The sequence below is a fragment of the Xanthomonas prunicola genome, from assembly GCF_025266575.1.
GTDB classification, from domain to species: Bacteria; Pseudomonadota; Gammaproteobacteria; order Xanthomonadales; family Xanthomonadaceae; genus Xanthomonas; species Xanthomonas prunicola.
Genome location: NZ_CP096142.1, coordinates 4,988,075 through 5,004,666, shown reverse-complemented (window position 1 = coordinate 5,004,666; position 16,592 = coordinate 4,988,075). Strand labels below are relative to the sequence as shown.

Sequence of the window (16,592 nt, the reverse complement as noted above, 5' to 3'; positions counted from 1 at the left end):
GCGGACGCTCAATCAGTCTTCCGGATACGAAACCATGCGCCCGCAGCCGCTCGCCGCTTGTCTCGCTCTGGTCGTCTTCCTGCCGTTTGGGGGCGCATCAGCAACACCGTCAGCCACACCTGCAGCTCCGGCCACGCCGGCGCCAGCTGCCGTGGCGGCGACACCCGCCGCGCCGACCGGCAATCCGTCCAATGGACGCCTGCTCGCTTACACCTGTCAGGGCTGCCACGGCGTGACCGGTTATAAGAACGCGTATCCCAGTTATCGCGTACCCAAGATCGGGGGCCAGACTAGCCAGTATCTGACCCAGGCGCTGACCGAATATCGCCAAGGCAAGCGCAAACATCCGACCATGCAGGCACAGGCGCAAAGCTTCTCCGAGCAGGACATCGCCGACATCTCCGCCTTCCTGTCCACCCTCAAGTAAGCGCCCACATGCCGAACGCCCTGCACGCTCCGCGTCTAGCCATCGCCCTGGTCGTTGCCCTGATGATGGCGGCCTGTTCCCAATCCCAGGTCGAATCCACCGACCACTCCGCCGGCGATCCCGGCCACGCAAGCGGTGAGCATGGCTCCGGCTCGTCGGCAGGTCTGCCTACCGGCCGCGCCGACGCAGGCGACAAACTCGCGCATGCCAAGGGCAAGGCCACCGGGCAAAGCTGCGTGGACTGCCACGGTGCCGATGGCAACGCGCCGATCGATCCCAGCTATCCCAAACTTGGCGGCCAATACGGCGACTACCTGGCGCATGCGCTGCAGGCGTACCGCAGCGGCGACCGTCAGCATCCGTTGATGACCGCGCAGGCAACCGCGTTGAGCGATCAGGACATCGCCGACCTGGCGGCGTATTTCGGCGCACGTCAGACCCAATTGCGCGATCTGCACGGCATCAAATGATCGCAGCATGCGCCCCGCGCCAGTCTCATTCGGAATGAAAAAGCGCTTGCGCGAATATTAACAGGCCGCTATCATTTCGTTCTCAGTTTCGTGGGGCCATAGCTCAGCTGGGAGAGCGCCTGCATGGCATGCAGGAGGTCGGCGGTTCGATCCCGCCTGGCTCCACCACTCCAGACATTAGGCCGTCTGGAATGGACAACGAGGTTTTGATACGCGTCCCCATCGTCTAGAGGCCTAGGACACCACCCTTTCACGGTGGACACCGGGGTTCGAATCCCCGTGGGGACGCCAATCATCTGAAAGCCCCGGCACTGCCGGGGCTTTTTTTTGAATGATGCAGCTCTATCGCAGTGCCCGATGGCGTACCTGCCTCGCCCATCCGGCTAATCAAAAGAGTCATGAAAGTTGGTAAACACTTTTGTCGTAAAGCGCGGCGCGCTGATGAAGTTGCGTCCCGCCATCGCACCCGTTGAACGCAACGCGCACAGGCAAGGACGCACTGCATCAAGGGCCGCGCGCGCTTGCCACGACACCCGCGCCCGGCGAGTCGTAACTCAAACGCGCGGGGCGTGCCGGCCAAGTGCCGCAAGCGGTCGCGTGCATGCGTAAATCCATTGCGGCGCTCGCACGCCTAAGGCGTGCGAGCGCCTCGCCCAACCAGGCGCAGGCGTTTCAGAAGCCGTGTCACTGCGCCTCACCGCGTACGGCAAAAAAGTTGCAACATCGCTTTGCAAACGGCGATGAGTTCGCTATGATTACCGGCTCGCAGCAACGCGGGGCCATAGCTCAGCTGGGAGAGCGCCTGCATGGCATGCAGGAGGTCGGCGGTTCGATCCCGCCTGGCTCCACCACTCCGGACATTAGGCCGTCTGGAATGGACAACGAGGTTTTGATACGCGTCCCCATCGTCTAGAGGCCTAGGACACCACCCTTTCACGGTGGACACCGGGGTTCGAATCCCCGTGGGGACGCCAATCATCTGAAAGCCCCGGTAATGCCGGGGCTTTTTTGTTTTTGCCTCAACCTCCGTCTCGGACGAGTGTTGCGGCAATTGCAGGACGAGACCAGTAGGCGTGCAAGTGCATGCCAGTTGTGCTGGCTTGCATGCAACACCCCGCTAAGCACTCGCAAGCCGCTGCATTGTAGGCTTTGTCTATGGCCGCCTCACACTGCGCTCTAAGTGCGACGCAGGCTCGCACCGCACGCTATCGCGATGAAGAAAGCCTCCGTTCGATCTGCACCCCAGCCACGCGGTGCACTGTGCAGAGCACCTCAGGCCTGCCCGCTATCCAGCGCCTTGCGGCCCTCGTGCGTCAGGTCGATGTCGCCATCTTCGGCTTGCGTGGCATAGCCGGCGCGTACCGCCCAGTTTCCCTCTTCGTCGGCGACTGGCTTTGTGTCGTGGATGTCGCGCAGGATGCGCAACTGTTGCGAAGAATCGAAGTCCATGGAGGCCACCTGCTCATAAAGAGACGTCCAAGGTACGCAGGCAGCGTGATGGTCGCGTGCCTGCAACGTCATCCATTGACCGCGCGCTGCATGGCACGTGGGCACAGCGGCAAGTGTGTATCCCATGCACTTGCGCGGCGATGGAGGGCACTCGGTACACAAGCGTTCGCATCATGCCCACAGGTTCGCGACGACAGCGAGTGCACCTCCACGCCCCCCCCACTCCGCCCTTGCTCAGCCAACTGCCGACTGACGGTCACCCGCGTCGCAGATCGTATCGAAGCCAATCGAGGCCTGCATCCTGCCGAAACGGCACACAGCAAAAAGCCCCACCGGATTTCTCCAGAAGGGCTTTCGCTGGTACTGCAACAACTTGGTGCCGAAGGTGGGACTCGAACCCACACGCTTTTAAGGGCGGCGGATTTTGAGTCCGCTGCGTCTACCGATTCCGCCACTTCGGCATGGCCGCGCAGTATAGCGACTTGTTGATGAAACGAACAGTGTCAGTTTGCGCCTGACGAATTCAGGCGCAAGCAAGGCATGCAGCACTGTGTAAGGGCAGTCCCGATATAATGGCCGACTTAGTGAAGGAGCAAGCAATGTCGGTGTTGCGTGGAGTTCGGGTACTCGTGGTCGAAAACGATGACATGAATGCCATGCTGCTCGATCTGCAGCTTGTTCAGGCGGGTGCGGTCGTCATGGGCCCTGTGGGCGAAGTGCGCGACGCCTTGCAGCTGATCAGCGACGACGCGCCGGATATCGCAGTGTTGGACTACCGCCTGGGGAATGGTGAAACCAGCGAACCGGTCGCACGCCTGTTGTCCGAGCGCGGTATCCCGTTCGTGCTGGCAACTGGCGTTGCCAGCGGCAGTATTCCGAGCGGTTTCGATCGTGGCGTCATTCTGACCAAGCCTTACCTGTCCGACGAACTGGTTGGCGCGTTGTCCAGGGCCCGCGAGTCGAGCGGCGCCAAGAGCTGAGCCGCGTCCCTTGCTGCGATGCTCGCCTGCCACGATGCTCGCCTGCCACTGTGAGGTACCTGGGCCGGCATGCATGCCCCCTTCTCTTAACCACTCGAGCTGCCCACACGCGGCGTGTCTGATAGGCTACGCAGCAAGCCTATTGGCTGAATCATCGGATCCTCGACGACGCCGTTGCAGGCCCGGTTGCCACTAAAATCTGCCATAGAAGAATGACGGGCGGGTCGCTGGATGGATATCGCCGTGTCGCCGTTGGCCGGCTTGCTGCCGGGAACGAGCGAAACTGCAGCATTGTTAGCCGCTTCCGCGCACACCGCGGACGCCCTGCTGCGCGAAAGCCCCGCGCTGCGCACAGCCTTGTCGATCTGCTTGCATGCGCAGGTTCCGATGCTGCTGGTGTGGGGCCGCGACGACCGCTGCATCTACAACGATGCCTGTATTGCAGTGTTGGGGCCTAGTCATCCGGCGGCATTCGGGCAGCCGCTTGCGGCGCTGACGAACGCATCCGGTGGCGAGGGCGAGCAAGCGACCAATACACCCCTGGATCTGGCGACCTGGTCATGCAGCCCGGTACTGCAAGCTGGCGAGCGGCTGGGTACCTTGTACGTCGGCGTTGCAGCTTCAACCACTGACGTCAGCGAACAACATCACAGCGACTGTCGCGACAGCTTTTTATTGATGCTGGAGGACGCGCTACAGCACGTGTCCGATCCGCGACAGATCATCGACACCAGCGTGCGCTTGCTTGGCGAACATTTGCACGCGAACCGTTGCGCGTTTGGCCTGGCGGCCGCCGATGGCAGCACCCTGCATGTGATCAGCGACCATGTACAGGACATGCCGAGCCTGCAAGGCGATTTTCCGCTGGAGGCGGCGCAGGGCCTGCGCGATGCGTTGCTGGAAAATCGTCCCTGGTTCACCACCGATGCAATGGCACCGGGTGCGCCGGACTATGTGGCCGAGCAGTACCGCCGCTCCGGCTTGCGTGCCTCGCTGGCCATTCCATTGCACAAGCACGGTCGCCTGGTGGCAGCGATTGGCGTGCATCAGCGCGCGCCGCGGCACTGGCTGTCGACCGAGATCGAACTGGTGCGCTTGGTGGCGGCACGCTGCTGGGAGTCGATGCAACGGGCAAAGGCACAGCAGCAACTGGCCGCCAACGAAGCGCGCCTGCGTCGCCTCGCCAACACGCTGCCGCAGATCATCTTCATTGCCGATCCAGACGGACGACCGTACTACTTCAACCAGCGCTGGTACGAGTATACCGGCCTGGATCCTTCCAACGACGAAGATGCCGCGTGGCACCGGGCGCACACTGCCGACGGCCTACGCCTGTCCACGCAGGCCTGGACATTGGCATTGAGCGGCGAGCGCGCATTCGAGGTGGAGTGCGAACTGCTGCGTCACGATGGGCTGTCGCGTTGGCATCTGGCGCGTGCACTGCCGGTACGCGGCGACGATGGCAGCATCAGCGAGTGGATCGGCACCTATACCGACATCCATGACCGGCGCGCGTTCGAACAGCAATTGCGCGAAAGCGAAGTGCGCTTCCGTGCGCTCTGCGAAACCGTACCGGCGATGATCTGGATGTCCGACGCGCAAGGCGATTGCGTGTACTGGAATCCACGCTGGTACGACTTCACCGGACAGGGCGAAGACCAGGCGCTGGATCAGGGCTGGTGGGATGTGATGCATGCCGATGATGCGGCACGCGTGCGGCATGCCTTCGAACAGGCGCTCAATCAACGCGGCGAATTCCTCGCCGAATACCGCGTGCGCCGCCACGATGGGCAATACCGTTGGTGCATCGACACCGCATCGCCGCACTTCGCCAGCGATGGGCGCTTTCTTGGGCACATCGGCTCGCTCACCGACATCTCCGAACGCAAGCACATCGAGGACGCCACGGCCTCCGACCGGGCGATCCTGAGTTTGATCACCACCGGCGCACCATTGGCGGTGGTACTGGATGCAATTGCGCTGAGCGTTGAGGCACGCGGCGAAATCCCGCTTTACTGCTCGGTGATGGTGCGCGACGAGGTCCGCCATACCTTGAGCTTCGGCTCGGCACCGCATTTTCCAATCGAATACCGCGGACACTTCGAACCATCGGCGATCGGGCCGGATGGCCCGCCCTGCGCACTTGCGGCACATCTGGGCCGTCAGGTGATCTGTGCGGACATCCAGGCCGATGCCAGCTTTGCCAGCCACCATGCGATCTCGGCGACGATGGGCATCGCGGCGTGCTGCGTCACTCCGATCCTGGCCAGCAATGGGCAAGTCCTGGGCACGCTCAACATTTATTACGACCGCCCTCACCTGCCCTCGTTACGCGAACAGGCAATGGCGCGCTCGGCCTCGCATTTGGCCGGCATCGTGATCGAACGCACCCGCGTGGATGCCAAGCTCAAGTTGTCGTTGCAGGCAGAAACCGCCGCACGCGCACAAGCCGAGCATGCCAGCCGCGTCAAAGACGAATTCCTGGCCACGCTCAGCCACGAGTTGCGCACACCCCTCAACGCGATTCTGGGTTGGTCGCGGTTGATGCAATCGGACATGACGGAGCCGGCCAATCTTGGCCGTGGCCTGGTAATTATCGAACGCAGTGCGCGTGCGCAGACGCAGATCATCGACGACCTGTTGGACATGAGCGCGATCCTGTCCGGCAAAATCCGCCTGCAGGCCGAGCATTTCGACATCGCCGGCCTGGTACGCAGCACGCTGGAACTGATGCAGCCAACCGCGTTGGCGCGCGAGATCGCGCTGGAACTGGATGCGCCTTGCGATGTCCAATTGTGGTTCTTCGGCGATGCCGGGCGGCTACAGCAGGTGCTCACCAACCTGCTCAGCAATGCGCTCAAGTTCACCCCGGCCGGCGGCACGGTACGGGTGGCGATGGACGTCGAAGACGAGCGCCTGCGCCTGTGCGTACAGGACACCGGCATCGGCATTGCAGCAGAGTTCCTGCCACATGTGTTCGACCGTTTTCGGCAGGCCGATGCCGGCACGACACGCCGCGTCGGCGGACTGGGCTTGGGCTTGTCGATCTCGCGTCAGTTGGTGGATCTGCATGGCGGCAGCCTGGGTGCGTCCAGCGCAGGCGAAGGACAGGGTGCGCTGTTCACCATCGTGTTGCCGTTCCAGCACGGGGTCAGCGACCTACGCCCTGCGTCGGCAGACACCGCACAGGTGGGCGCTTTGCCGGACGAGTGCCGTCACCGCCTGGCTGGCGTGCGCCTGTTGCTGGTCGACGACGATCAGGATTCGCGCGAGGCAGTGATGCAGTTCCTGATGCTGGCCGGCGCACAGGTGCAGGCTGCAGGCTCGGTGGACGCGGCCGAGCAGTGTTTGGCGAATGCGCGCTTCGATGTCTTGGTGAGCGATATTGCAATGCCATTGCGCGATGGCTACGACTTGATCCGCACGGTGCGTTCGGGCCGCGCCGATCTAGCGCGGCATATTCCGGCCATCGCACTCACCGCTTATGTTCGCGAAGAAGACCGCGACCGCGCGGTGGTGGCCGGCTTCAATGCGCACATGGGCAAACCGGTGGAACCGCCCGGTCTGGTCGATCTGATCGAGCGCTTGATCTTGCCGACGCGTGCGGTGCGGGATGCGGTGGAATAGCGCTGGAGCGTGCCTGGTCGATGACTTGATCACTGATCGGCATACTGAGGATGCCTGCCTGCACCGAACGCTTTTTCTTCCTGCGGTGCAGAGAGGGTGGAACGCTTAGTTCGTCGAGGGCGCGATGCCCTCGCTGCGCGCGGACAAGACTGCGCAAATTACCTTGTCACTGATCGTCAAAATCGCCCAAGCCGAGCTGCACAGGTGCATTCACAGGCGACGGCACTGAAAAGTCTGGCTAGTTGCTTTCTTGACGAATAAGGACAGCGCGTCGCGCAACTTGGCGGTCGCTTTGTTGAAAACGCTGCGTACCGACCAGGCTGACTGGTCCTTGTCCGCCTACCGTGGCGGGACCTTACGTAGCATGGATGCTGCGTAAGCGCTTACCTGGACGTACTTGCAGCGTGCCCCACGATGGTGGGCGGGCAAGCGCCCTGCAACGACGTCGCAGATCACTCGAAGCTTCTGGCGGCATGGCAGCTACCAAAGAAACCAACCAGAGGTGCGCGCCACCTATCGCGTCATGATCTGCGGCTAAGACATCCAAGCCCAACCGCAGACCAGCCCATTGCGACGTCAGATCCATGCCACGCCGATCAACCGAACAATCAAAAGCACGACTTAACGACGCTTAGCACGTGCAAATGCAGCTGCCAGCGCATTGTCGGCCGGCGGCGCGGTGATCCGCGGTTGACTGTTGGGTTGCGCCTGACCGCGCCCACCACCGTCGCGCCGGCCCTGCCCAGGACCGGGGCCGCGCGCCTGGCGCGGTTGCGCTGAGCCATCCGCCGCTGGCGGCGTATCGGACAAACGGCAGGTCAGCGCGATGCGCTTGCGTGCCACATCGACTTCCAGCACCTTGACCTTGACGATGTCGCCGGCCTTGACCACATCGCGCGGGTCCTTGACGAAGGTCTCCGACAATGCCGAGATGTGCACCAAACCATCCTGGTGCACGCCGATATCGACGAATGCACCGAACGCGGCCACGTTGCTGACCACCCCTTCGAGCACCATGCCGGGCTTGAGGTGCTTGATGTCCTCAATGCCTTCGGCGAACTGCGCTGCCTTGAATTCGGGACGCGGATCGCGGCCGGGTTTTTCCAGCTCTTTGAGAATGTCGCGCACGGTCGGCACACCGAATTGTTCGTCGGTGAACAGCTCCGGCTTCAGGCCACGCAAAAAACTGCCGTCGCCCAGCAATGCCTTGATCGGCTTGCCGGTGCTGCTGACGATGCGCTCGACCACCGGATACGCCTCCGGATGCACGGCCGACACGTCCAGCGGCTCGTCGCCATCGGCAATGCGCAAGAACCCCGCGCATTGTTCGAAGGTCTTGTCGCCCAGACGCGGCACCTTGAGCAGGTCCTTGCGGCGCTTGAACGGCCCATTGTCGTCGCGATGGCGCACGATGTTTTCCGCCACTGTGCTCGACAGCCCGGACACGCGCGACAGCAGCGCCGCCGAGGCGGTATTGACGTACACGCCGACCGCGTTGACGCAGTCTTCCACGCGCGCTTCCAGCGCCTTGGCCAGACGATATTGATCCACATCGTGCTGGTATTGGCCCACGCCAATCGCCTTCGGTTCGATTTTGACCAGCTCTGCCAACGGATCCTGCAGGCGCCGCGCGATCGACACGGCACCACGCAGCGAGACGTCCAGATTCGGAAACTCCTTGGCGGCAAACTCGGACGCCGAATACACCGACGCACCGGCTTCGCTGACCACGATCTTCTGCAGCTTGCTTGCCCCGCACAGCGCGATCGCCTCACCGGCGAGCTTGTCGGTCTCGCGGCTGGCGGTGCCGTTGCCGATCGCGATCAGCTCCACGTTGTGCTGCATGCACAGCTTCTTGATCGTCTGCAGCGACTGATCCCATTGCCGCTTGGGCTCATGCGGGTAGATCGTCTCGGTGGCCACCAGCTTGCCGGTGGCATCGACCACGGCGATCTTGCAACCGGTGCGGATACCCGGGTCCAGCCCCAGCACCACGCGCGGGCCGGCCGGCGCGGCCAGCATCAGGTCCTTGAGGTTGTCGCCGAACACGGCGATCGCCTCGGCCTCGGCCTTCTCCCGCGCCTGGTTGAACAGGTCCAGCAGCAGATGCATGTGCAGCTTGGCGCGCCAGGTCAGCCGGCAGGCATCCAGCAACCAGCGATCGGCCGGACGGTTCTGGTTGGAGATGCCTGCATTGCGCGCCACGCGGCCCTCGGCGTACTGATGGCCGGCCTCGGCATCGTCGCCCGGCTCCAGATCCAGGTACAGGAACTCCTCGCGGCGCGCACGAAATAGCGCCAGCAAGCGGTGCGAGGGAATCTTGGACAGCGATTCGGCATGATCGAAGTAATCGCGGTATTTGGCACCGGCCTCTTCCTTGCCCTCGGCCACGCGCGCGCGGATCACTCCGTTGTCGTTGAGCCAGCTGCGCAATTCGCCGACCAGCGCGGCATCTTCGCCCCAGCGCTCCATCAGGATGGCGCGTGCACCTTCCAGCGCTGCCTTGATATCGGCCACGCCCTTCTCTGCGTCGATGTACGACGCAGCAGCGACTTCCGGCGCCTGGTTCGGGTCGGCCAGCAGGCCGTCGGCCAGCGGCTCCAGACCGGCTTCGCGCGCAATCTGGGCACGCGTGCGCCGCTTGGGCTTGTAGGGCAGGTACAGATCTTCCAGCCGCGACTTGCTGTCGGCCGCCACGATCTCGGCGCGCAATTGGTCGCTGAGCTTGCCCTGCTCCCCAATGCTGGACAGGATCGCCGCGCGGCGTTCTTCCAGCTCGCGTAGGTAGGTCAGGCGCGTTTCCAGGTTGCGCAACTGGGTATCGTCAAGGCCGCCGGTGACTTCCTTGCGATAGCGGGCAATGAACGGAACGCTCGCGCCCTCATCGAGCAGGGCAATGGCGGCGCGCGCCTGGGCGGGTTGGGCACCGATCTCGTCGGCGATGGTGCGAGCAATCTGCTGGGCAAGCTGGCTATCGTGCATGACGGCGCGGCGTGAACCGCTTCACTGAAAAAAAGCATTTTCGCAGTGCAGGCCCGCCACGGAAACCCGTTGACAGCGCCGTCGTAACTCTATGCCGCCGCGCTCAGCTGACGTGACGTGCGTAGTGGGTAGCGGCGCGTTCGACCAGAATGCTTTCGTGCAGCGATTCCAGCGCCATCACACGGACCTTGCCGACGTCCTTCAGCGGCACCATGCGCTCGACATACACCTCAGGACCAGCGTCGGTCATCGCACGCGACTTGCTGAAGCCGTAAGGCACCACGCCCTTGTCGCCATCTTTGCTGCCACCGACGTACAGGACAATCGACATACCCACACCCTTTTGCTGCTGTTGCTGCGTTGTGGCGCAAGGATAACCAGCACGCCGTGAGGAGCTTTCCACGCACGTTAACGCCGGCTGTTTGCGGTTTGGTGACGGCGGCAAGACGGGGCCCGCCTCACGGCCGCTTCACCCCGCTTGGCTGTCAATCGCGATCCGCCCGCTCTCTATACACCACCGCATGGACCTCAAAAGTGGCTACCCGTTCTGGTCGATCCGCAATGGATTAATGCGCGCTTACCCGCGCCTGGAGCAAGACACCCAATGCGAGATCGCCATCGTCGGTGGCGGCGTCACCGCCGCGCTGCTTGCGCACGAATTGCTGCGCCACGGACACGCAGTGGTCGTGATCGAACAGCGCGACATCGGCTGGGGCAGCACCTCGGCCAGCACCGCCTTGCTGCAGTACGAAATCGATACGCCGATGATCGAACTGGCCAGACAGCACGGTATGCAGGCAGCGGCGCTGGCCTATGGCGCGTGCGCGCAAGCCATTCTCGATCTGCAGGGCCTGTGCAATACCTTGGGCGGTACCGACTTCACACGCCAGGACAGCCTCTACTACGCCAGCCGCTCGCATGATGTAAAAGACCTGCGCAGCGAGCTGGAGACCCGCATGGAGCACAAACTGCCGGTGGAATGGATCGGACGCGAGCCGCTCTGGCACAACTACGGCGTGCATTCGGACGGCGCGATTCTGAGCCGCCTGGCCGCCAGCGTGGACCCTTACCGCCTCTGCTACCGCCTGTTTGGCGAGTGCGAGCAGTACGGCGCGCGCATCTACGACCGCACCACCATTGCCGCGATCGACCCGCACGACCAGCATGTCCAACTGCGCACAGCAGAGGGCGTCAGCGTGCGCGCGCGTCACGTGATCCTGGCGGCTGGCTATGCCAACCAGCGCTGGCTCTCGCAGCGGGTGGCGCGTAACCGCAGCAGCTACGCCTTCGTCACCGACCCCTTGCACGATGACGAGATGGGTGCGCTCAAGCACACCATGATGTGGGAGACCGCGCGCCCGTATGTGTACGTCCGCAGCACCCCGGATGGGCGCGTGGTCGCCGGTGGCGAAGACGACAATATCGACATCCCCACGCGCCGCGATGCGCGGGTGCAGAACAAGCTCAAGACGTTGCTGAAGAACATTGCCAAGACCATGCCGGATATGCGCCTGCGCCCGGCGTTCGCATGGGCTGGCACCTTCGCCGAAACTGCCGACGGGTTGCCGTTCTTCGGGCCGCACGCCGAACTGGGGCCACGCGTGTCGTTCGCGATGGCGTATGGCGGCAACGGCATTACCTACAGCGCGATTGGCGCCGGCTTATTACGCGCCCAACTGGAGGGCAGGCCTCACCCGTTATCCGACGTGTTCGGCTTCTCGCGTTTGGGTTGAAACCACCAAGGCCACCAGCCGTGGCCATGCATCGCGTACCTATCGGCGGCCCGCTCCAGCGGGTTGCGTAGATGGATGCCCCCGCACAACAGGTACACCGGCAAAAACAGCGGTCCCAGCAGCATGTATTGATACACATGCGCGCGCTCGTGGTCGCCCAGGCGCACTGGAGGATGCTCGCAACGGCCCGCAGCGTGCGCGTAGGTACTGCACTGCAGGTCGAGCGACGCACCCTTCAGCAGGATCACGTTGCCCAACGTCATCGCCCCGCCCGGCCCCCATGGCCAGGCATGGAAGACCACGGCATGTTCCCGCGCCGACCAGAGTGCGTGTGCGCCAAAGCAACACCCGGCAGCGCCGATCGCCAGCCCGAGCAAGGTATTGGGCAGCGTCCATAACGCGCCCAGCGCCTGCAGTGCAGGCCGCACGCGCGTTGCCGGATTCAGTCGGCCTGGTTGGGAATCAGCAGCCACAGAATCAGGTAGACCAGGATGCCGGGAAATGCGGCCGAGGCAATCGACACGATCACGAACAACACGCGCAGCAGCGTGGAGCTCCAGCCAAACCGATGCGCGATGCCGCCAACGACACCGGCGATCATGCGGTCATTCAGGGAGCGGGACAGCGTGCTAGTGGACATGGCAAGACTCCTGCAAACGTAGCCAACAGTCTAAAAAGCGCGACGGGAGCACATCGTGATGGCTGCACAGCCTGCTCAGCGCAGCGTCACCCGCGCGTGCTGCAGGCAGCGATGTCAGGCATTGCCGCCACGTTCCTGCAACCAGCGATGGATTGCCACCGGCACCTCGCGCTGGGCACGTGCGGAGACGTAGATCCCGATATGCCCACCGCGGAAGCTCAATTCGCTGTAATCGTCGCTACCGACCAGCCCACGCAGTGCGCGCGAGGCATCCGGCGGCACCAGGTGGTCGTGTTCGGCGTAGATGTTCAGTACCGGCATATCGAGCGCCTGCAGATCGACCGCCTGCCCGCCGATCCTTACTTGTCCGGTGACCAGCCCATTGCGCTGGTAGAACAACGTGACGAATTCGCGGAAGGCTTCGCCCGCCAGGTCGGGCGAATCGAAGATCCACTTTTCCATGCGCAGAAAATCTTCCAGCGCCTGCTTGTCGTCGAGGATGTCGAGCAGACCCACGTATTTCTGCAGATTGAGCCGAAACGGCTTGAGCATCAGGTAACTGGCGTTCATCAGATCCGCCGGCACGTTACCCATCGTGTCTACGAACAAATCCACATCGACCATGCGCGCCCAGTTGGACAGCATGTTGTCGGGGGTGTGGAAATCCACCGGCGTCACCATCGTGATCAGGTTGCGCACCTTGTCGCGTTGCAACGCCGCGTAGCACAACGAGAACGTGCCGCCCTGACAGATGCCGAGCACATCGACCGCCTCCAGCCCGGACTGCGCGCGCAAGTGATCCACTGCACCATCGATGTAGCGCAGCAAATAATCTTCCAGCGTGAGGTAACGCTCGGAGCGATCCGGGTAGCCCCAGTCCAGTACGTAGACGTCCTGGCCGTGACTCAGCAGCCCCTTCACCAGCGAGCGATCCGCCTGCAGATCGACCATGTACGGGCGATTCACCAGCGCATAGACGATTAGCAGCGGCGTCTTGGCCACCGGCGCCTGCTCGCCGATGAAGCGATACAGCACCACCTTGCCGTCGCGCCAGATTTCATCGCGCTCGGTGACGCCGTAATCCACGTCGTCCACGCCCGGCAGCAGCTTGAGCCCTTCGCGCAACTTGCGTTGCATCGACAGGGTTTCCTGCATCAGGTCTTCGGCGCTGAATCCCAACGGGCCTTTCATGCCTGGGCTCCACGTGGCTTGCGTGCGGTGGGTTGGCCAGCCGCAGGCTTGGCCGAGGGTTTCGCGCCAGTGCTCTTTTTAGCCGGCGTCTTTTTCGCTGGCTTAGTGCTGGCCGAGGTCTTTTTAGCCGCCGTCTTTGGGCCCGCAGACTTTTTGACGGACGCCTTTCTCGATGCACCCTGCTTCACCGCCCGCGCTGCCGTAGGCGGCCGGGCTGCACCGCTCGGCTTGGCGGCCGCTGCACGCTTGCCTGCGGCCGGCGCGAGCGGATCAGGTTCGGGCGCCGCCGTGGGCTTGCTCGGCGGTGACGCTGCGGCGCGTAACATCCTCCTGACCAAGCGTTCCAGTTCGGCGATGCGGCGGTGCGCGGCGTCCATCTCGGAGCGTGTCGGCATGCCGACGCGTTCGCTAAGCTGCTCGATCTCTTCCTGTAGCGCAGCGCGCAGGCGCATGTGGGCATTGGCGAAGCCGCCGTACACCTCGCGAAAGTGATCCGACAAGGCGACGTCGGCATAAGATTCTTCGGCCGCTTCGATCCACAGATCGAACAAGGCGCGGGCGCTGGTCAACTGGCTGCCGCTACTTTCGTGCTCGCTCAGTTTGGACGCAAAAAGCGCAAACGCCTGCTCGATCGCCGCCTTGAGTTGCTCGCCGTAGGCTTCCGATTGGGCCTGGAAATCCTGTTGCGCGCGGGCCAACTTCTGCAGGCGCGACTGGTGATTGCGGTTCAAACCAAACGCCGGCATGTCCAGCCACGGCGCGTTTTCCTCCCGCCATTTTTGCAGTGTCTGCGCCGCTTCCTGCAGCCACGGGTCGAACCCGCCCGGGCTGCCGCCGCGCAGCGAGCCCAGCGTCCACTGCATCAGCTGTTCGCCCTGCCCTTGTACGGCTTGGCGCCAGGCATCAGCCACTTCATTGGCCGACGTGTCGCGCCCGGCAAACTGCGCGGCCACTTGTTGCATGGTGCCGAACCAATCACCGGCCTGGGTACGGAAGCGATTGATCGCCTCCTGCGCCTGCGGTGCGGCCTGGGTGGGCAGCAACTGCGACCACCAATCCACCGCCTTGCGCCAATCCTGGGGGGCCTCGCCACCGGACGCAGGCGGCGGTTGTTGCGCAGCGGCGCCGGCCTGGCCGTGGCGCATGGCATCTCCCCAGGCAGCCCAGTATTGGCGCGCCTTGTCGTCGAAGTTGCCGTTGTCCGAACCGCTGTTTGCCATCATTCCGTCCCGTGACCGTTCACCGAACCATCCTACCGCGTGCGTCCCAGCGTGCCGCTCAAGGTTTGGGGATTCGCAGCGTCTTGCTGATCATCAGCGAGCCGGACACCGCAAACAACAAGACCAGCGGGTGGAACTGCCACGGCCCCAGCTGCCACCGGCCCCACCACAAAGTCTCGCCGATATGGCCACTGCTGGCGGCGACCGCGAGCAGGATCACCAGCAGCAGGCTGGTGGGAATGGGCGTGCCTTCGAAATACGGCACCTTGTCGGCCTCGCCGGCGATCTCTTCGGCCGTCACGTTGTAGCGCGCCAGCCGGCTCACGCCGCAGCAGACGAAATAGCTCAGCACCAGCCAGTCCCAGCCGCCGCGCATGCCGCAGGCATACCCCAGAGCCGCCGGCGCCACGCCAAACGAAATCACATCCGCCAGCGAATCCAGCTCGCGGCCCAAGGTGGACGATGCCTTGCGCCAACGCGCCACGTGCCCGTCCAGCGCATCGAACACAAATGCCAGCGGAATCAGCGCCATGCCCAGCAACAGATCGCCACGATGCCCCTCTTGCAGGAACCGCATTGCCGCAAACACCGCGCCGGTGCCGCAGAAAGCGTTGGCAAGTGTGAACCAGTCCGCGAGTTGGAAATCGCGCAGCATCGAAAAATGGCGTTTCATGCGGAGCCTGAGATGAGCAAGACGCGAAGGGTAACGCGCGCGCGCCATGCAGGCGACCGTTTCCCCACACTCGGCTAGGCTGGCGATCCGCGCGACCGCTCCCGGCTGCGCATCACTTCGTGAGGACACCCGATGCGCAGCATCCTGATCACCGGCGCGGGCAGCGGCATTGGCGCCGGTATCGCCACCCAGTTGGCGGCCGATGGCCATCACCTGATCGTCAGCGACATGGAACTGCCGGCCGCCGAGCGCACGGCGGATGCGGTGCGCCAGGCTGGCGGCTCGGCCGAAGCGCTGGCGCTGGACGTCACCGACGCAGCCAGCATCGCGCAGGCACTGGCCAGTGCATCCCGCGCCCCGCAAGTGCTGGTGAACAATGCCGGCCTGCAGCACGTGGCCGCGCTGGAAGACTTCCCGATGCAGCAGTGGGCGCTGCTGGTGAATGTGATGCTCACCGGCGCAGCACGTCTCAGTCGGGCCGTGCTACCCGGCATGCGCGCTGCCGGCTATGGCCGCATCGTCAATATCGGCAGCATCCACTCGTTGGTGGCCAGCCCGTACAAGAGCGCTTACGTCGCAGCCAAGCATGGACTGGTCGGCCTGGCCAAGGTCATCGCACTGGAAACCGCCGATTGCGACATCACCGTCAACACGCTGTGCCCCAGCTATGTGCGCACCCCGCTGGTGGAGCGGCAGATCGCCGATCAGGCGCGTACCCGCGGCATCGCCGAGGACGCGGTGATCCGCGATGTGATGCTCAAGCCGATGCCTAAGGGCACCTTCATCGACTACGACGAGCTGGCCGGCACCGTGGCGTTTCTGATGTCGCATGTCGCGCGCAACATCACCGGGCAATCCATCGCCATCGACGGCGGCTGGACGGCGCACTAACCACGCTGGCGAAATTTTGATCAGCCGTCGCGCGCGCCAGATGGCGCAAGGGCTGTGCGCATCTGTCCACAGACTTGCGCAGCGTCCATCCACAGGGGATGTGGAAAACGATGTGACGTCCGCCGTGCCGCAGAGAGCCGAGATGCGCGCCGATGATCGCTGTTCAAAACGGAACGGTTGAGCCTGGCGGGTGTCGAGTGCTGCGCTGCTCGCCGGGCCTGCCCGCCGATCTGGTATCGAGCGCTAGGTCGCTGACCGACATCGCTCGCCGATGCAGTCCACATGCGGCAGTCAGCTTCGGCGAACGTC

The 16,592-nt window shown here is 63.7% G+C and carries 14 protein-coding genes and 5 tRNA genes; 10 read left to right on the top strand and 9 right to left on the bottom strand.

Annotated features, from left to right (window positions below; translation table 11 throughout):
• Window positions 1–34: 34 nt before the first annotated feature.
• The 6 genes from M0D43_RS21395 (at window position 35) to M0D43_RS21370 (ending at window position 1,871) form a co-directional block, all read left to right on the top strand.
• Window positions 35–427 carry a c-type cytochrome gene (locus M0D43_RS21395; RefSeq protein WP_101363966.1) on the top strand — a complete coding sequence of 131 codons (393 nt, stop codon included), beginning with the start codon at window positions 35–37 and terminating at the stop codon, window positions 425–427.
• An 8-nt stretch (window positions 428–435) separates the two neighbouring features.
• Window positions 436–897, top strand: a complete 462-nt coding sequence (locus M0D43_RS21390) for a c-type cytochrome (RefSeq protein WP_162301069.1) — start codon at window positions 436–438, stop codon at window positions 895–897.
• Between the two features lie 92 nt (window positions 898–989).
• Window positions 990–1,065: transfer RNA gene (locus M0D43_RS21385), tRNA-Ala, on the top strand.
• A gap of 47 nt (window positions 1,066–1,112) precedes the next feature.
• Window positions 1,113–1,188, top strand: a tRNA-Glu gene (locus tag M0D43_RS21380).
• Between the two features lie 484 nt (window positions 1,189–1,672).
• Window positions 1,673–1,748 (top strand) — tRNA-Ala (locus M0D43_RS21375).
• Between the two features lie 47 nt (window positions 1,749–1,795).
• Window positions 1,796–1,871 (top strand) — tRNA-Glu (locus M0D43_RS21370).
• A gap of 298 nt (window positions 1,872–2,169) precedes the next feature.
• Here the strand turns inward: M0D43_RS21370 and M0D43_RS21365 are convergent.
• Entirely contained in the window at window positions 2,170–2,346 is a 177-nt protein-coding gene (locus M0D43_RS21365) for a hypothetical protein (protein WP_064633628.1), read from the bottom strand.
• A 374-nt stretch (window positions 2,347–2,720) separates the two neighbouring features.
• Window positions 2,721–2,807 (bottom strand) — tRNA-Leu (locus tag M0D43_RS21360).
• Between the two features lie 138 nt (window positions 2,808–2,945).
• Between M0D43_RS21360 and M0D43_RS21355 the strand changes: the two genes are divergently transcribed.
• On the top strand, window positions 2,946–3,326 hold the full coding sequence (locus M0D43_RS21355) for a response regulator (RefSeq protein ID WP_252162925.1): 381 nt from the start codon (window positions 2,946–2,948) through the stop codon (window positions 3,324–3,326).
• 231 nt (window positions 3,327–3,557) lie between these two features.
• Window positions 3,558–6,953 carry a PAS domain S-box protein gene (locus tag M0D43_RS21350; protein WP_252162924.1) on the top strand — a complete coding sequence of 1,132 codons (3,396 nt, stop codon included), beginning with the start codon at window positions 3,558–3,560 and terminating at the stop codon, window positions 6,951–6,953.
• Window positions 6,954–7,574: 621 nt separating this feature from the next.
• On the opposite strand, the gene M0D43_RS21345 is transcribed toward M0D43_RS21350, so the two are convergent.
• Complete coding sequence (locus M0D43_RS21345; protein WP_252162923.1) at window positions 7,575–9,935, bottom strand: Tex family protein; 2,361 nt, start codon at window positions 9,933–9,935, stop codon at window positions 7,575–7,577.
• A 103-nt stretch (window positions 9,936–10,038) separates the two neighbouring features.
• Complete coding sequence (locus M0D43_RS21340) at window positions 10,039–10,266, bottom strand: hypothetical protein (protein ID WP_101363962.1); 228 nt, start codon at window positions 10,264–10,266, stop codon at window positions 10,039–10,041.
• 190 nt (window positions 10,267–10,456) lie between these two features.
• Between M0D43_RS21340 and M0D43_RS21335 the strand changes: the two genes are divergently transcribed.
• Window positions 10,457–11,668, top strand: a complete 1,212-nt coding sequence (locus M0D43_RS21335; protein WP_252162922.1) for an NAD(P)/FAD-dependent oxidoreductase — start codon at window positions 10,457–10,459, stop codon at window positions 11,666–11,668.
• Here M0D43_RS21335 and M0D43_RS21330 read toward each other — a convergent pair.
• The 5 genes from M0D43_RS21330 to M0D43_RS21310 all read right to left on the bottom strand — a co-directional run bounded on the left by M0D43_RS21330 (window position 11,626) and on the right by M0D43_RS21310 (window position 15,440).
• Window positions 11,626–12,114 (bottom strand): hypothetical protein, encoded by a 489-nt coding sequence (locus tag M0D43_RS21330; protein ID WP_260808310.1) that lies wholly within the window; start codon window positions 12,112–12,114, stop codon window positions 11,626–11,628. The genes M0D43_RS21335 and M0D43_RS21330 overlap by 43 nt on opposite strands.
• Window positions 12,111–12,308 carry a PspC domain-containing protein gene (locus M0D43_RS21325; RefSeq protein WP_252162921.1) on the bottom strand — a complete coding sequence of 66 codons (198 nt, stop codon included), beginning with the start codon at window positions 12,306–12,308 and terminating at the stop codon, window positions 12,111–12,113. Before M0D43_RS21325 ends, M0D43_RS21330 begins: the two co-directional genes overlap by 4 nt.
• A gap of 114 nt (window positions 12,309–12,422) precedes the next feature.
• Window positions 12,423–13,499 (bottom strand): class III poly(R)-hydroxyalkanoic acid synthase subunit PhaC, encoded by a 1,077-nt coding sequence (locus tag M0D43_RS21320; RefSeq protein ID WP_252162920.1) that lies wholly within the window; start codon window positions 13,497–13,499, stop codon window positions 12,423–12,425.
• Window positions 13,496–14,722 carry a class III poly(R)-hydroxyalkanoic acid synthase subunit PhaE gene (gene phaE / locus M0D43_RS21315; protein WP_260807597.1) on the bottom strand — a complete coding sequence of 409 codons (1,227 nt, stop codon included), beginning with the start codon at window positions 14,720–14,722 and terminating at the stop codon, window positions 13,496–13,498. Before phaE ends, M0D43_RS21320 begins: the two co-directional genes overlap by 4 nt.
• A gap of 55 nt (window positions 14,723–14,777) precedes the next feature.
• Window positions 14,778–15,440, bottom strand: a complete 663-nt coding sequence (locus M0D43_RS21310; protein WP_252162919.1) for a CDP-alcohol phosphatidyltransferase family protein — start codon at window positions 15,438–15,440, stop codon at window positions 14,778–14,780.
• Between the two features lie 84 nt (window positions 15,441–15,524).
• Here M0D43_RS21310 and M0D43_RS21305 point away from each other — a divergent pair, with 84 nt between their 5' ends.
• On the top strand, window positions 15,525–16,283 hold the full coding sequence (locus M0D43_RS21305; protein ID WP_252162918.1) for a 3-hydroxybutyrate dehydrogenase: 759 nt from the start codon (window positions 15,525–15,527) through the stop codon (window positions 16,281–16,283).
• Window positions 16,284–16,592 lie beyond the last annotated feature (309 nt).

Bases quoted from the DNA above. Each gene is read 5' to 3' on its own strand.
- M0D43_RS21395 (WP_101363966.1), top strand. From the start codon at position 35: ATGCGCCCGCAGCCGCTCGCCGCTTGTCTCGCTCTGGTCGTCTTCCTG.
- M0D43_RS21390 (WP_162301069.1), top strand. From the start codon at position 436: ATGCCGAACGCCCTGCACGCTCCGCGTCTAGCCATCGCCCTGGTCGTT.
- M0D43_RS21365 (WP_064633628.1), bottom strand. From the start codon at position 2,346: ATGGACTTCGATTCTTCGCAACAGTTGCGCATCCTGCGCGACATCCAC.
- M0D43_RS21355 (WP_252162925.1), top strand. From the start codon at position 2,946: ATGTCGGTGTTGCGTGGAGTTCGGGTACTCGTGGTCGAAAACGATGAC.
- M0D43_RS21350 (WP_252162924.1), top strand. From the start codon at position 3,558: ATGGATATCGCCGTGTCGCCGTTGGCCGGCTTGCTGCCGGGAACGAGC.
- M0D43_RS21345 (WP_252162923.1), bottom strand. From the start codon at position 9,935: ATGCACGATAGCCAGCTTGCCCAGCAGATTGCTCGCACCATCGCCGAC.
- M0D43_RS21340 (WP_101363962.1), bottom strand. From the start codon at position 10,266: ATGTCGATTGTCCTGTACGTCGGTGGCAGCAAAGATGGCGACAAGGGC.
- M0D43_RS21335 (WP_252162922.1), top strand. From the start codon at position 10,457: ATGGACCTCAAAAGTGGCTACCCGTTCTGGTCGATCCGCAATGGATTA.
- M0D43_RS21325 (WP_252162921.1), bottom strand. From the start codon at position 12,308: ATGTCCACTAGCACGCTGTCCCGCTCCCTGAATGACCGCATGATCGCC.
- M0D43_RS21320 (WP_252162920.1), bottom strand. From the start codon at position 13,499: ATGAAAGGCCCGTTGGGATTCAGCGCCGAAGACCTGATGCAGGAAACC.
- phaE (WP_260807597.1), bottom strand. From the start codon at position 14,722: ATGATGGCAAACAGCGGTTCGGACAACGGCAACTTCGACGACAAGGCG.
- M0D43_RS21310 (WP_252162919.1), bottom strand. From the start codon at position 15,440: ATGGCGCGCGCGCGTTACCCTTCGCGTCTTGCTCATCTCAGGCTCCGC.
- M0D43_RS21305 (WP_252162918.1), top strand. From the start codon at position 15,525: ATGCGCAGCATCCTGATCACCGGCGCGGGCAGCGGCATTGGCGCCGGT.